This is a genomic window from Oceanobacillus sp. GQ8, from assembly GCF_059758495.1.
This window is the reverse complement of the sequence record NZ_JCAXEV010000001.1, coordinates 292,738-307,019: the sequence shown is the minus strand read 5'-3', so window position 1 is coordinate 307,019 and position 14,282 is coordinate 292,738. Positions and strand designations below refer to the sequence as shown.

Genomic DNA, 14,282 nt, shown 5'->3' with positions numbered 1-14,282 from the left:
TCATCCTTCCAATATTGTTTTTAATTCCCTATCCATCTCACCAATAGGTACGCGCTTGCCTGTCCAAATTTCAAAAGCATACTGTGCCTGGTACAATAACATAGTATGCCCGTAGTGGAGTTTCGCTCCAAGATCATCAGCCTGCTGTAAAAAAGCAGTCTTAATCGGTTGGTAAACGATATCGCTTACGATTGCGCCCTTTTTTATTTGGTTTAATGGAATAATTGATGTATCCGTTTCTGGTTTCATACCCACCGAGGAGGTCTGGATAATGAGATCGTACCGTCCAGTTAGTCTTGCTGCCTCTTCTAATGTGAACACTTCTGTCACGGTTCCCTCACCTTGAAGAAGTGCAATTTCCTCTGCCTTTTCTATTGTCCGATTTGCAATATCGACGTTTTTAAAACCTGCATTCACAAAAGCATGATAGATTCCCCTACAAGCCCCACCTGCACCAAGTAGTAAGACATGTACTTTATCCTGTTTTATTATTTCTGGATATTCTTCTACAAGCGACCGTAAATAACCCATGCCATCTGTGTTATATCCTATCCATTGCCCATCCTCAACACAAATTGTATTAACAGCACCAATATCAGCTGCTCCGGGATCGACCTGGTCTAAAAAGGGAAGAATCTTCTGCTTATAAGGAACTGTAATATTAAAGCCATTCAAATTTTCCTGTTTTAGCATGGAAATCTCTTCATGAAAGTTCGTATCAGGCGAAATTTCTATTCGTCTATAGCTACCATTTACTCTAACTTGATTCATAAAGGACTCATGAATCCATGGAGAAAGAGAATGTTCAATCGGATATCCAATTAACCCAAGACGATAGACCATAAGCTCCCCCCTATAATAATGATTTTCTAATAGAGGCGGAAACCTCTTTTGGACTGTGAGCCGCAACTGTTACATCTTCTGCAATCACACTTACCCAACCCAGGCCAGGAAATACGATATCCGTCTTTTCCCCACCTGTTAGCCGGAAAGCATTCTCTTTTAGTTCTGGTAGAACCTCTAATGTCTTTTGATCAGGTGGTGACAGTAGCTCCCCAATATGTTGTTCATATAATTCATCTGCATTTTCTAATTTTGTTCGGTGTATAGGAACTTGATTAGAGAAATAACATACAAAGGAAGTTCGTTTCCCTTTTACGAAGTCTAATCTTGCCAATCCACCAAAGTAAAGAGTTTGCCCACTGTTCAATTGATACACTCTTGGCTTAATTTCCTTGTTCGGTGTAATAAGCTTTAAGTCTTGTTCAGATACATAGTGCGCAATTTGCTGCCTATTCACAATACCAGGTGTGTCGATTAATGATGTTTCATCATCAAGAGGAATCTCAATGAATCCAAGGGTTGTGCCAGGGAAATAAGAAGTGGTAATTACTTCTCCATACCCGGTCGATTGTTTAATCAAGCGATTTATAAACGTGGATTTCCCAACGTTTGTCGTCCCTACTATATATACATCTCGGTTTTTACGTTGTTCCTCAATAACTTCAGTCAGGTCCTTCATACCGTATCCATTTGTTGAGGAAATTAAGCAAACTTCCTTGACATTAATACCAGCCTCCTTGGCCGAGGACCGAAGCCATTGTTCCAATTTCCGCTTGTTTGTTGATTTAGGCAGCAGATCAACCTTATTACCGACCAATACAATGGGATTATCTCCTACAATTCTTGGTAGACTTTTAATCAGGCTGCCATGCACATCAAATATATCTACAACATGTACTACGAGCCCATTCGCACTTCTAATCGAGCTAACCATCTTCAAGAAATCATCGTCTGTAATGGCTACGTCCTGAATTTCATTATAATGCTTCAATCGAAAGCAACGTTTACAGAGTATGTTCTCCTTTTCCAATGAAGATGCTGGTGTGTAACCAGGCGCTTGTGGGTCTGAAGTTTGAATAAGGACACCACAACCTTGACAATATAATTCTTCCATCCCTATTCCTCCCAGGTGATTTTTCCTTTTTTCCTCATATAATGTAATATTCTTCGTTCAATCTTCCGGTTGATCTTCGTTATTTTTCCATCTGTTTGAACTATCGGTACAACTAAAATGGTATAGAAACCAGCAAAGTTCCCACCTAAAACATCTGTTAGCAACTGATCGCCAATCACTACAATTTCTTCTTTCTTCATTCCCATTTGTTTTGCTACCGACTTAAAGGCTTTGCTCAAAGGCTTTCTTGCACTAAAAACGAATGGCGTTTCCAATGGCTCAGAAAATACTTTGACTCGCTCCTGCTTATTGTTTGAAATAATCGTTACTTTAATGTCATTTTCTTTCATTTGTTTGAACCATTCAATTACTTCCGGAGTAGCATCCTTCACATCCCAAGCAACTAGCGTGTTGTCAAGATCTGTAATAATACCTTTAATACCTTTGCTTTTTAAAACTTCTGGATTAATATCAAAAACGCTTTTCACATGTTCGTTCGGCAAAAACTTTTTTAACAACCTTCACACCTCATATTCTCAATCATCAGTTCGAACTTCATACGAATCACCATTATAAACCATTCTATAATAACATTCCATAATGTAAAACTTCAATCTGTGGGGGATTTCTTTTGGATGCTTGGTAATACTAGGAGGGTATGACCAAAACGGGACTTGGACAGGATCAGACAATAACTGGGAGTTAGATCCCCTTTTCATCTCACCACTTGGGCATAGAATGCAGTGTAAATTAAAAGAAAAAGTTCTTTAGAGGAATTTCATGGAATTTTGCATAAATCGTCTTTCTTTCATTATAAAAACGAAACGCATCTGTGTTGAATCTTGTAGATAGCTATAAATATTCCAAGAATCGTTCGACAAATATCCCTAAAATCCGCAATTGTGGATAACTTTACTAACATAAGAAAAGTTGTTGTAACAACATTTGTCGATATAAAAAAGTAATTATACACACCTTATCTACAAGGGTTTGTAGATAACTTTCGCCTTGTCCTGCCATATATAAAGTGGTAAGTTATTAATAACCTAATTGGGAAAATTACAAACTTTAGGAGGGCTGAGTTGATGGAACATTTGTCAGATGAACTATTAATTGAATCTTATTACACAGCAAATGAATTAAATTTGAGCCCTGACTTTCTAAACTTAATTGAAGAGGAAATTCACAGAAGGAGATTGTCCCATAAAATCACAGAAAAAAGACCCGTCTAAAAAATTTTATATTTAAATATGAAGAAACGCGTTAACCCCTATTATTTTGCGAAATAACAGGGGTTATTTATTTTTCTTAAATTTATATTGTGTTAAACTAATCCTTGAATATTGGAACTTACATAGCCTACAGCAGACCATCGTTTTTGTATTAAAAATGTGTTTGGAGAAAATATAAGGGTCTAGTAGATTTTGAATTAAAACCAATTACTCAATGGAAGAGCAGAGGATTTACACATAGAGATACAACTAAGATTTTATAAGGAGGAATACCGTTAGATGATATTTGCTGTATTAATACCACTTCTTGTTGCTTGTTTTATTCCCACACTCAGCAAGGCTAAAAATAAGATACATACTGGGATATTCACTTTCTTTGTGCCATTCTTTATCTTTCTGTATTTTATTAGATTTGTAGGAAAAGACTTTACACCTATTCGGCAAACCTACAATTGGATCCCCTCTCTAGGAATTAATTTGGATTTCTATCTTGATGGGTTGAGCTTATTATTTGTTCTATTGATAAGCGGGATAGGATCACTTGTTGTCCTTTATTCCATCTTCTATTTGGATAAACAAGAACGACTAGGCCATTTTTACGTTTACTTATTGCTCTTTATGACGGCAATGTTTGGAGTTGTTCTTTCAGATAATGTATTTGTCTTATATACATTCTGGGAGTTAACATCTATTTCTTCATTCCTGCTAATTGGTTATTGGCATTTTAAAGAAAGATCGAGATATGGTGCATTAAAATCAATGCTAATTACCATTTTTGGTGGTTTGAGCATGTTCGGCGGTTTCATTCTGCTCTCCGTTATAACAGGCACAACAAGTATTCAAGAGATGATCAGCCAAACAGATGTCATACTTTCAAGTAATTATCTTCCATTAATTCTTGCATTCATTCTGCTTGGAGCTTTTACTAAATCCGCTCAGTTTCCATTTCACATCTGGCTACCAGACGCTATGGAAGCACCTACTCCGGTTAGTGCCTATCTTCACTCGGCTACCATGGTTAAAGCAGGAATCTTCCTGATAGCAAGATTTTCTCCAATATTCTCTGGTTATGAAGGTTTCTTTATTACAGTTAGTCTCGTTGGAATCGTAACACTTTGCTGGGGCTCATACATGGCAGTGAGACAAACAGACCTAAAAGCAATCCTTGCATTTTCAACCATCAGTCAGCTAGGTATGATCATGGCAATGCTAGGATTTGGTACAACTGCGGCGGTCTTTGCTGCTGTCTTCCATATTTTAAACCATGCCACGTTTAAGGGAAGCCTCTTTATGATTGCAGGAATTATCGATCATGAAACAGGCACAAGGGATATTAGAAAATTAGGTGGATTGTTTACACTTCTTCCTATCTCTGCAACATTGGCTATATTTGGAACATTTTCTATGGCAGGTGTTCCGTTCCCATTCCTGAATGGTTTTTATAGTAAAGAATTATTCTTTGAAGCTACCTTGGATTTGGAGAGTGCTTCCTTATTAACTGAGCTAATTCCTTATTTAGCTATTCTTGGAAGTATCTTCACCTTTGTATACTCTATGTATTTCTTTTTTGGTGTTTTCACAGGACCTAAAAAGCTTAATCAATTACCGAAGAAACCACATGAAGCACCTGTTGGAATGTTACTATCACCCATTATTCTCGTCCTTGGTGTAATTTTAATTGGATTATTTCCTAACATTGTTAATGCACCTTTCATTCAACATGCTGCAGAAGCGGTTAACAGTAATGCAGAATACCATAAAATTGGTTTCTGGCACGGTTGGGATTTCACCCCACTTCATATGTCCCTAATCGTTGTTGCTCTTGGAATCGTGTTGTTCTTAACACGGAAAAAGTGGAGTGGTGTGTACAAAGTTCTACCTGGCAAGTTAAGTTTTAACCGAGTTTATGACGGTCTTGTTAACAAGCTGGATACCTACTCTGCAGGTATTACGAATTCATATATGACTGGTTCATTAAAGCTGTACATGTCCTTGATTCTCGCCACGATGATTATCGTGACAACCGGCTTTATGTTGCTAACAGATGGATTTACGATTAGCTCAAATAACCTTGCTGACATTACCATTATTGAAGTGTCTATTGTCATTATCATGGTAGTGGCTGCCATCGCAACGATATTTACAAAACATAATATGGCTGCTCTTCTTATACTAGGAGTGGTTGGTTATGGGGTTGCTCTACTATTTGTTATCTACCGAGCACCGGATATAGCACTAACACAGTTTGTTGTAGAAACCATAACAGTAGCATTGTTTATTCTATGCTTTTACCATTTGCCGAAGTTAAGAAAAACAGACGATTCAAGTGGGTCCAAAACGCTAAATGCTGTATTGGCAATTGGGTTTGGTGCCATGATGACTTTAATTGGTATATCTGCCTATAGCACGAACTGGTTTGACTCCATTTCGGATTACTTCCTAAAAACCTCCTACAAACTAGGAGGCGGAGATAATGTCGTGAACGTTATCCTAGTCGATATGCGTGGGCTGGATACCTTATTCGAAATTGCAGTTCTCGGTATTGCTGCACTCGCCATCTTTAGCCTCATTAAACTTAAGAAAAACAAGGGGGCAGAATAATGGAAATAATCATCCTTATCTTATCAGGTATATTATTTGCAACGGCTATTTACAATTTACTGCAAAAACAATTACTACGAATTGTAATCGGAACTGCTCTTCTATCTCATGGTGCCCATCTGTTCATTTTAACAATGGGAAAGCTAAAAACAGGGCAGCCTCCGATTCTTACGGAAGGGGTTTCCGACTACACGGATCCCCTTCCCCAAGCATTAATTTTAACTTCCATTGTAATCAGCTTTGGTGTGACCAGTCTGCTTCTCGTACTGGCATACCGGACGACACAGGAAAATAAAACAGATAATATGGAACAATTAAGGGGTAAGGCAAATGAGTAATTTAGCAGTTCTACCAATCATCCTGCCACTCGTGGCAGCCATTGTGTTAATATTTTTCAATTCTAAAGTGAACGTTTCCCGTACCTTAACAAAAGTTTTTTCTCTAATTGGGCTTGGTTTAAGTGGATACATTGTGTGGGAAGTTTTAAAGAATGGTACGATTATACTGGAGACAGGTGACTGGGTAGCACCGTACGGCATTGTCCTTGTAATGGATTCCCTTGCAGCTGTCCTTGTGATGACTACTAACGTCATTGCAGTTGCCTGTGCTTTTTACGCCCCTTCTGCCGGACTTGGAGAAAAAGAAAATTACTATTTTTATCCTTTTTTCTTTTTCTTAATCACGGGTGTCTCAGGGGCTTTCATTACTGGGGATTTATTTAACCTATTTGTATTCTTTGAAGTATTGTTAATGGCTTCCTATGCACTCATTGTACTTGGTGGTGACAAAGTACAATTAAGGGAATCACTAAAGTACTTACTTATTAACTTATTTTCCTCCATGCTTTTCGTTACGGCAGTGGCCTTCGTGTATGGTGCAGTTGGGACCGTTAATATGGCACAAATAGCGCAGCGCGTTCAAGAAGCAGATCAACAAGGAATATTAACAACTGTAGGTATCCTACTATTCTTTGTCTTTGCTACGAAGGCGGCTTTATTTCCCCTTTACTACTGGCTTCCGAAATCGTATGTCGTTCCGAATCCAGTGATTTCTGCTTTATTCGGTGCCCTGTTAACAAAAGTAGGTATTTATTCGATCTTCCGTGTTTTCACACTAATTTTCGTCCATCGAGTGGACTTAACCCACGAAGTCTTTATCTGGTTTGCAGGGTTGTCGATGGTCTTCGGTATAATCGGAGCTCTCTCAACTTCCAATATTAAGCTAATTATTGCATACAATATAATTCCAGCAATTGGGTTTATACTCCTTGGGATAGGAGTTATGAACGAGACAGCTATAAGTGGATCCGTCTATTATTTAGTACATGATATGATCATTAAATCAGCACTATTTTTACTTGTTGGTGTTATCGCCTATATTGCTGGTACATCTGACTTAAAGAAAATGGGAGGGCTTATTCACACCTATCCCCTACTAGGTTGGCTCTTATTTATTGCAGCGTTTGTGCTAGCAGGTATTCCACCATTTAGTGGTTTTATTGGAAAGCTTCTATTATTACAAGGAGCGTTTGAGGGTGAGCATATAATTATCATCCTTATCGGACTTTTAACAAGTCTGCTTATCCTATATTCTGTTGCAAAAATTTTCATCCATGCTTTCTGGGGTGACAAAGATGCAATGGGCCCAATAGAGAAAAAATCTACCAAAGGGATGGTAGCTCCGATTGTATTCTTGCTCGCTCTTTCAGTCATAATGGGAGTCGGAGCTGAATATTTCTACCCTATTGCAGACTCAATAGCTGCATACCTGATGGATCCGCAAATCTATATTGATTCTGTGTTAAAGGAGTAGTGAACTAATGGCATTTCAGATTGTTATAAATTTAATCATCGCATTTTTATGGATGTTCTTAAGTGAATCGTATTCTGCTCCCAGCTTTATTGCTGGTTACTTGTTAGGTATACTTTTGCTTTTCCTTCTGCGCCGTTTTGTTCCTGATACCTTTTATCTGAGGCGAATTTTTAAGATTGGAGCCCTGCTCCTCCTCTTTATAAAAGAATTGTTATCTTCAAACTGGGAAATTGTAAAACTTGTATACAAACCGAAGCAGGACTTTGAGCCAGGTATTTTTGCATTGCCAATTGATGTGAAAAGCAATTGGGAAATTACGTTGCTAGCAAATCTAATTTCCTTAACGCCTGGTACCCTATCCGTAGCTATTTCTCGTGATAACACGAAAATATTTATCCATGCAATGCACATACAAGACAGTGAGGAAGCCATTTCTTCAATTAAAAATACATTTGAGAAAGCAATTCTGGAGGTGTCAAGATGACGGAGGTTTTATCCATCACCGAAAATATTCTAGACATAGCTGTCACCATCAGTTTTGCAGGTATAGCTATTTCACTTCTATTGCTTCTCTATCAGGTCATTGTCGGTCCAACCCAACCGGACCGCGCTGTTGCGCTAGATGCAATAGGAATTAACATTATGGCCTTAGCCGGTATCATGGCAGTCTATCTGGTAACATCCAAACTAAATGATGTTATTTTATTGGTTGGAATTCTTGCATTCCTTGGAACACTTTCCATTGCAAAATATTTAGAAAAGGGTGTTATCATTGATAGAGACGTTGATTAATATTATCATTAACATTCTTGTTATCATCTCCCTGTTGGCAGGTACGTTCTTCATCCTGTCTTCCTCCATAGGGATTGTGCGATTTCCAGATGTTTATACGAGGCTGCATACTGCTACCAAAGCCTCCACTTTAGGTATTGCTTTTATATTAATCGCAGCGTTCTTATATCTCTACGCTGCGCACTCCATTGTGAGTGGTAAATTATTACTCGCAATTGTATTTATTCTTTTAACGGCACCCGTATCGGCCCACATGATCGGAAGAGCCGCACATGCCAATGGGGTAAAACCAGTCCTGAAAAATCGAGGAGATGCATATCAGGAAGCGAAAGATGCGTATATCAAGCAACAATCATCAGATAAAAGTTAAAAGCGACTATAACTAGTTGCTTTTTTTCTTAAAAAATTCAAGATATCTATTCAGTAGATATAGATAGAATATGTTACATACGGATAAAATAAGTAATAAGAAGAATTAGAGGTGACGGTCAATGAATACAGAAAACTTACTAGAATGTCTCCATGTCAAACAAATAGTTGGTCCTCTTCCACTAAACATCCAATCAATTCAGCAGGATTCAAGAAAAGTGGAAGATGGTTCGATGTTCGTTTGCATAAAAGGGTATACCGTTGACGGCCACCACTTCATAGAAGATGCTATTGATCGTGGTGCAACTATTATAGTAGCGGAAGAGAAACCTGACATCGATTTATCCAACACAGCACTCGTTATCGTACCAAATACTGCTAAAGCACTTGCTCATCTCGCAAATAGATTTTATTCTTATCCCTCTATAGATATGGATATTATCGGGGTTACTGGAACAAATGGTAAAACAAGCGTATCAACACTTATAAATAAGTTACTTGAAAATTCGGGGCGTAAAACGGCTCTAGCTGGAACAACCGGGATCACAATTAATGGTGAAGTCAAACATACCGACAATACGACCTGTGACGTGTTAGGGAATCAGAAAATGTTAAAAGAGGCAGAGGATCTTGGAGTCGAAGATGTGGTTATGGAAGTGTCTTCACATGGACTGGCCCAGGGGCGAGTATGGGGGATTGATTTTAATATAGCTATCTTTACCAATCTAACTCAAGACCATCTTGATTACCATCAAAGTATGGAACAGTATGGATATATCAAAGGCTTATTATTTGCCCAATTAGGTAATGATGCAACAAAACGTAAGTATGCCATCCTAAATAAAGACGATGCCTGGTCAAAAATTTATGAAAACATGTCACCTGCTGAGGTCTTAACATATGGAATATCAGAAGAAGCCGATTTTCAAGCCAAACAAATCCAATATTTTGAGGATAGGACCTTGTTTACCCTCCAAAGCCCTGAAGGAGGTTATTCTGTAGAGACTAGGTTACTCGGAGAGTTTAATGTATATAATGTTCTTGCAGCGTTATCTACTTTATTCGTCAAAGGTATCCAACTGTCTGCAGCCGTGAATCTACTCAAGTTGATTAATCCAATTGAGGGAAGAATGGAGAAAGTAAAGCACAATGCGCCGCTTAAAGTTTTTATCGATTATGCGCATACGCCTGATGCTATCCGAAGTTCCATTACATCCGTCTCAACATTTAAAAGAAATCGCCTCATCTATGTAGCTGGAACAGGCGGCGACCGAGATAAAGAAAAACGGCCTCTTATGGCCAAAGAAGCATCCACTGCTGACATCGTCATTTTAACTATTAATGATTTACGGAACGAAGATGCTACAAGTATCCTTCAAGATATGGAACAAGGAATGCAACACGAGAATTATGGTATGATTGCCGATCGTAAAGAGGCTATCGAACATGCGGTAGAGATAAGCGAACCTGGTGACATTCTAATCATTGCGGGGAAAGGTAAAGAGCATTATCAAATCACAGGAAATACAAAACAACCCCATAGTGATGAAACGGTAGTAACAGAGTGCTTAAACCGAAAATATAATAAATGAAATACCAAGTACTTCTTTCGGGAAGTGCTTTTTTTACACGTTAGAAAAGTATAAAATTTCAGCTAGGAAGCAATGTCGACGTAGTTAAAATTTTGAAGTCCCAAGTATAAGAAAAACGTACACATTCTCTAATAGACGAGCGAATGCGAGTTTTTCTAATTATCTTTAGAAGGACAGACACGAAAAGCCCCTTATCTACATAAAATCGAATTATAGGCAATAGCCCAGCCGGCACTTTTAGGAGGTGGATATATTTGTCCGGAATATTAAGCGTGCTTGCTCTTCTAATAAAAGAAACCCTTTTCTTTGTCTCGTATGTGAAAAACCATGCCTTCCCCCAGCCGCTTCCCCCAGAAGATGAGATAAAATATTTGAAAGAAATGAAAGAAGGAAGTGAGACTGCTCGTAACAAGCTTATCGAGCATAATTTACGCTTAGTGGCACACATCGTTAAAAAGTTTGAGAATACAGGTGAAGATGTAGAAGATTTGATATCCATAGGTACCATTGGTTTAATCAAAGGGGTGGAGAGTTTTTCTGTTGATAAAGGCACAAAGCTTGCGACATATGCAGCCCGTTGTATCGAAAATGAAATTTTAATGCATTTACGAGCATTAAAGAAAGTAAAAAAAGATGTTTCCCTCCATGATCCGATCGGGCAGGATAAAGAAGGAAATGAAATCAGCCTTATTGATATTCTAGAGGCTGAAAACGATAATATTATCGAATACATCCAGTTAAATATGGAAATTGCCAAGATGCAGGAATACTTTACAATTTTGGATAAACGGGAAAAAGAAGTCATTATCTACCGTTATGGCTTAAATGATCATAAAGAAATGACCCAAAGAGAAATTGCCAAGATGCTGAATATATCAAGAAGTTATGTATCACGTATTGAAAAACGGGCCCTTATGAAAGTGTTTCATGAATATTACCGTAAAGAACGTAGAAATTGAAGAATGAGCGCTGATTCAAATCAGCGCTCATTCTCTATTTCTTTCTTTATATTAAGTTGCTTAACCGCTAAAATTATTCCCGTTACAATACCACCAAGTGACAATACGAATAGCATATCCCCATTGCCTGGGGGTTTCATATACGTATTAATGATGGCACCCATATATAGGTAACTGCTTAATATTAGTAGAACTGCAGTAAAACGCTGATAATCTTTCCATTTCAACTCTAATTTCTTTTGTTTATCCAATACGTCCCCTCCTCTATAACGCATCATAACATAAATTATGCATACTTTTGGAAGGTAAATAATGGACATATTACATACTTTTGAGCATGGTCATAATCAGAGTAGCTGCATTTTTCGCTGCCTTCTCAAGAAACTGGTCAAAGGAAACAGATGATTCTTTGCCAGCAATATCTGAAAGAGCACGAATAACAACAAATGGCTTTCCGTATTGATGGCAAACCTGTGCGATTGCAGCTGCTTCCATTTCTGCTGCGATCATCTCAGGAAATTTCTCTCTAACGAACGCTACTCGTTCTGGATCCTGCATGAAGGAATCACCTGTTGCAATGATTCCTTCTTGATAACTTAAGCCCATTTCTTTTACTGAAGAGATTGTTTTTAATACAAGATCTGTATCGGCATCATACATAGCCGGCATGCCAGGCACCTGGCCATATGCATATTGGAAAGCCGTTACATCAACGTCATGATGTACCACCTGAGTGGAAATAACAACATCGCCTACTTCCAATTTTTCAGCAAATCCACCTGCGGAACCTGTGTTGATGATATGCGAGGGTTCGTATCTTTCATGCATAATGGTCGTCGCCATTGCTGCGTTCACTTTTCCTATACCAGATTGAAGAATGACAACTTCTTTTCCGTTTATTTGTCCTTTTACAAATTTACATCCGGCGATGCTTTCCTCACTTTGGTTTGATACATTTTGTAAAAGTAATGCAACTTCTTCATCCATTGCTCCTATAATACCTATTGTCATGATTATGCCTCCGATTTGTGCGATTAGTTGTTATTAGGTACTGAATTTAAGACTTCTACCTTGGTCGGCTGCCAGCCTTCATTATCAACCCAAGATAAATAGACACGGTAAATTTCTGATTGACTTTCATTAGATACAGTAGCTTCTACTTTTTGATCTCCACCATTTCCGACCCAATGTGTGGTCATCGTACTAGCATTAAGTCCTGTGGCTAGCTCAACAGCCCTTGCTATCTCCTGTCTATCCTGCGAGCCACTATCATAGTTTGTAGTATGAGGCCCCTCTTGGTCTGTTCCAACTGGTTCCCAATTTCCGGTGTATGCTTCTTTTACATTTTCTCCAGAAGGTTCAACCTGTTCTGTTTCAATATCTTCTGCAGACTGATTCTCGTCTCCATCTGTTTCAGCATCCGATTCTTCATCGTTGGCTTCGTTTGCTTGTTCATCTGAATTAGAGGAGTTGTTTTCATCTGTTTCGGCTTGCTCTTCATTTGATTCTTCAGTGTCATTATTAGTTGATTCATTTGTAGATTTATTTTCTTCTGTGGTCTGTTTTTCCTCTGATGCTTGGTCATCCCCACCACCAAATATCCACATACCAAGTAAAACTACTACAAGAAGAGAACCTGCTATCATTAGAACAGAAATAGATTTTGTATTCTTCCTTCTTTTTTCAAATTTATCAACTCTGGAATGTTTATCGAAATCATTCATGGCCTTCCCTCCCTATGTTTACTCTACTATAGTATCATATTTTTAAGATAGAATAATATGATAGGGATATTACAAAAGTAATTTTCATTCGTGTTTTAACACTTATAATAATGAGGTTACTCCTTTGCTTCTTCTGCAGGAATAGTCCAGATCACCTGGTTACTGGTCTCCGCAGCAATATTGCCAACTTTTTTAGTGAAATAATAGTTACCTTTAAAATATAAATGTCTCATACTGACTTCTCTTAATTGCAATTTTCACTATTAACAACCCAATACCCCTTTAACTAATTTACAAAAAATTGAGATCACACCCCAACACCATTAATTTAAACAATTCACTTTTAACCACATATTAAAACACACTCTAAATAGTCTAAGCTAACTATCTAGAGTGTGTTAAACTTACAAAATCAATTACTGTAATTCCTCTTTTGCAATTTCCCAAACAACGTTGTTACTCTCTCCTGAGCCTTCTGTTATACCTGATCGCATTTTAAAGTAATACGTATCTCCATCATAGACCTCTGTTACAAATTGACCTGTAGACTCCTCATTTGGTGTAATATCATCAGTCATCTGTTCCACACTATCAAAACTCTCTGCATAATCACCATAACCAGTCATCTCTAAATCATCTGTCACTCTAAGACCGTATAGAAAATCTTGTGCATTCCATGTTTCTTCTCCAGTGTTCTTAATTGTTATATTCATTAAAAAGAAATGATCTGCTTGAGATTCCTCTCCATCTAATTCGTCTAATAACTCTGCAGAATTTACTGTCACCTCAAAAGTACCCATCGTGTCATCAAAATACCCTGTGTCACCTACTTTAAGTCCTATCTGGTCTGGTGTTTCAATTCCAAAACCTGCTGTTGTTTCCCTAATTTCAACTGAATCGCTCTGATTATCAAGAACTACATCACTTAAGTTTTCTTCGGACTCCTCAGAATCCTCCTCTGACTTATTGTTATCTTCAGTACTAGCTTCACTCGCATCGTTATCTGAAGAATCCTCACCTTTATTACTATTTCCTTCGATCGTTTCATTTAAATTTTGCTCATCCTCATTGGCTTTCGTATCCTCTTCATTTGCACAGGCACCCAATATCAATATACTACTTACAATTATTAAAAAACTCGTTAGTTTACTTTTCATTATTACCACCTCTTTACTAAAATTTTTTTTTAGTATACTTCAATTTTGTCTACTAGTCTCAATTAAGAAAAAATGCTGTATAGTTTC

At 37.8% G+C, this 14,282-nt stretch carries 16 protein-coding genes; 9 read left to right on the top strand and 7 right to left on the bottom strand.

Annotated features, from left to right (window positions below):
* From aroE to AC6CHS_RS01600, 3 genes are read right to left on the bottom strand one after another with little or no spacing between them, the layout of a single operon-like run.
* Positions 1–843, bottom strand: a complete 843-nt coding sequence (aroE, locus tag AC6CHS_RS01610; RefSeq protein ID WP_106896988.1) for a shikimate dehydrogenase — start codon at positions 841–843, stop codon at positions 1–3.
* Between the two features lie 10 nt (positions 844–853).
* Positions 854–1,957, bottom strand: a complete 1,104-nt coding sequence (gene yqeH, locus AC6CHS_RS01605; RefSeq protein ID WP_498233719.1) for a ribosome biogenesis GTPase YqeH — start codon at positions 1,955–1,957, stop codon at positions 854–856.
* Positions 1,958–1,959: 2 nt separating this feature from the next.
* Positions 1,960–2,475, bottom strand: coding sequence for a YqeG family HAD IIIA-type phosphatase (locus AC6CHS_RS01600; protein ID WP_036572458.1), 516 nt, complete (start codon positions 2,473–2,475; stop codon positions 1,960–1,962).
* A 567-nt stretch (positions 2,476–3,042) separates the two neighbouring features.
* Between AC6CHS_RS01600 and AC6CHS_RS01595 the strand changes: the two genes are divergently transcribed.
* From AC6CHS_RS01595 to sigK, 9 genes are all read left to right on the top strand, one after another.
* Positions 3,043–3,189: a sporulation histidine kinase inhibitor Sda gene (locus tag AC6CHS_RS01595; protein ID WP_036572456.1), complete on the top strand. Its 147-nt coding sequence runs from the start codon at positions 3,043–3,045 to the stop codon at positions 3,187–3,189.
* A 279-nt stretch (positions 3,190–3,468) separates the two neighbouring features.
* Positions 3,469–5,790 (top strand): Na+/H+ antiporter subunit A, encoded by a 2,322-nt coding sequence (locus AC6CHS_RS01590; protein WP_498233718.1) that lies wholly within the window; start codon positions 3,469–3,471, stop codon positions 5,788–5,790.
* Positions 5,790–6,128 (top strand): Na(+)/H(+) antiporter subunit C, encoded by a 339-nt coding sequence (locus AC6CHS_RS01585; RefSeq protein ID WP_036572450.1) that lies wholly within the window; start codon positions 5,790–5,792, stop codon positions 6,126–6,128. The genes AC6CHS_RS01590 and AC6CHS_RS01585 overlap by 1 nt, the downstream gene beginning before the upstream one ends.
* Entirely contained in the window at positions 6,121–7,602 is a 1,482-nt protein-coding gene (locus AC6CHS_RS01580; protein ID WP_498233717.1) for a Na+/H+ antiporter subunit D, read from the top strand. Before AC6CHS_RS01585 ends, AC6CHS_RS01580 begins: the two co-directional genes overlap by 8 nt.
* Before the next feature lie 7 nt (positions 7,603–7,609).
* Positions 7,610–8,086 (top strand): Na+/H+ antiporter subunit E, encoded by a 477-nt coding sequence (locus AC6CHS_RS01575; RefSeq protein ID WP_036572447.1) that lies wholly within the window; start codon positions 7,610–7,612, stop codon positions 8,084–8,086.
* Positions 8,083–8,394, top strand: a complete 312-nt coding sequence (locus AC6CHS_RS01570; RefSeq protein WP_036572444.1) for a Na(+)/H(+) antiporter subunit F1 — start codon at positions 8,083–8,085, stop codon at positions 8,392–8,394. The genes AC6CHS_RS01575 and AC6CHS_RS01570 overlap by 4 nt, the downstream gene beginning before the upstream one ends.
* The gene (gene mnhG, locus AC6CHS_RS01565; protein WP_498233716.1) at positions 8,387–8,764 is read left to right on the top strand and encodes a monovalent cation/H(+) antiporter subunit G; all 378 of its coding nucleotides are present in this window, start codon (positions 8,387–8,389) and stop codon (positions 8,762–8,764) included. Before AC6CHS_RS01570 ends, mnhG begins: the two co-directional genes overlap by 8 nt.
* 121 nt (positions 8,765–8,885) lie before the next feature.
* Positions 8,886–10,355 (top strand): UDP-N-acetylmuramoyl-L-alanyl-D-glutamate--2,6-diaminopimelate ligase, encoded by a 1,470-nt coding sequence (locus AC6CHS_RS01560; protein WP_498233715.1) that lies wholly within the window; start codon positions 8,886–8,888, stop codon positions 10,353–10,355.
* 254 nt (positions 10,356–10,609) lie between these two features.
* Positions 10,610–11,314: an RNA polymerase sporulation sigma factor SigK gene (sigK, locus tag AC6CHS_RS01555; protein WP_498233714.1), complete on the top strand. Its 705-nt coding sequence runs from the start codon at positions 10,610–10,612 to the stop codon at positions 11,312–11,314.
* Positions 11,315–11,334: 20 nt separating this feature from the next.
* On the opposite strand, the gene AC6CHS_RS01550 is transcribed toward sigK, so the two are convergent.
* The 4 genes from AC6CHS_RS01550 to AC6CHS_RS01535 all read right to left on the bottom strand — a co-directional run bounded on the left by AC6CHS_RS01550 (position 11,335) and on the right by AC6CHS_RS01535 (position 14,195).
* Positions 11,335–11,565: a YrhC family protein gene (locus AC6CHS_RS01550; RefSeq protein ID WP_498233713.1), complete on the bottom strand. Its 231-nt coding sequence runs from the start codon at positions 11,563–11,565 to the stop codon at positions 11,335–11,337.
* Between the two features lie 70 nt (positions 11,566–11,635).
* Positions 11,636–12,325, bottom strand: coding sequence for a 5'-methylthioadenosine/S-adenosylhomocysteine nucleosidase (mtnN, locus tag AC6CHS_RS01545; RefSeq protein ID WP_498233712.1), 690 nt, complete (start codon positions 12,323–12,325; stop codon positions 11,636–11,638).
* A 23-nt stretch (positions 12,326–12,348) separates the two neighbouring features.
* Positions 12,349–13,038 carry a YrrS family protein gene (locus tag AC6CHS_RS01540; protein ID WP_498233711.1) on the bottom strand — a complete coding sequence of 230 codons (690 nt, stop codon included), beginning with the start codon at positions 13,036–13,038 and terminating at the stop codon, positions 12,349–12,351.
* A 416-nt stretch (positions 13,039–13,454) separates the two neighbouring features.
* Positions 13,455–14,195 carry a DUF4352 domain-containing protein gene (locus AC6CHS_RS01535; protein ID WP_498233710.1) on the bottom strand — a complete coding sequence of 247 codons (741 nt, stop codon included), beginning with the start codon at positions 14,193–14,195 and terminating at the stop codon, positions 13,455–13,457.
* Between the last annotated feature and the right edge of the window lie 87 nt (positions 14,196–14,282).

Bases quoted from the DNA above. Each gene is read 5' to 3' on its own strand.
- aroE (WP_106896988.1), bottom strand. From the start codon at position 843: ATGGTCTATCGTCTTGGGTTAATTGGATATCCGATTGAACATTCTCTT.
- yqeH (WP_498233719.1), bottom strand. From the start codon at position 1,957: ATGGAAGAATTATATTGTCAAGGTTGTGGTGTCCTTATTCAAACTTCA.
- AC6CHS_RS01595 (WP_036572456.1), top strand. From the start codon at position 3,043: ATGGAACATTTGTCAGATGAACTATTAATTGAATCTTATTACACAGCA.
- AC6CHS_RS01590 (WP_498233718.1), top strand. From the start codon at position 3,469: ATGATATTTGCTGTATTAATACCACTTCTTGTTGCTTGTTTTATTCCC.
- AC6CHS_RS01585 (WP_036572450.1), top strand. From the start codon at position 5,790: ATGGAAATAATCATCCTTATCTTATCAGGTATATTATTTGCAACGGCT.
- AC6CHS_RS01580 (WP_498233717.1), top strand. From the start codon at position 6,121: ATGAGTAATTTAGCAGTTCTACCAATCATCCTGCCACTCGTGGCAGCC.
- AC6CHS_RS01575 (WP_036572447.1), top strand. From the start codon at position 7,610: ATGGCATTTCAGATTGTTATAAATTTAATCATCGCATTTTTATGGATG.
- AC6CHS_RS01570 (WP_036572444.1), top strand. From the start codon at position 8,083: ATGACGGAGGTTTTATCCATCACCGAAAATATTCTAGACATAGCTGTC.
- AC6CHS_RS01560 (WP_498233715.1), top strand. From the start codon at position 8,886: ATGAATACAGAAAACTTACTAGAATGTCTCCATGTCAAACAAATAGTT.
- mtnN (WP_498233712.1), bottom strand. From the start codon at position 12,325: ATGACAATAGGTATTATAGGAGCAATGGATGAAGAAGTTGCATTACTT.
- AC6CHS_RS01540 (WP_498233711.1), bottom strand. From the start codon at position 13,038: ATGAATGATTTCGATAAACATTCCAGAGTTGATAAATTTGAAAAAAGA.
- AC6CHS_RS01535 (WP_498233710.1), bottom strand. From the start codon at position 14,195: ATGAAAAGTAAACTAACGAGTTTTTTAATAATTGTAAGTAGTATATTG.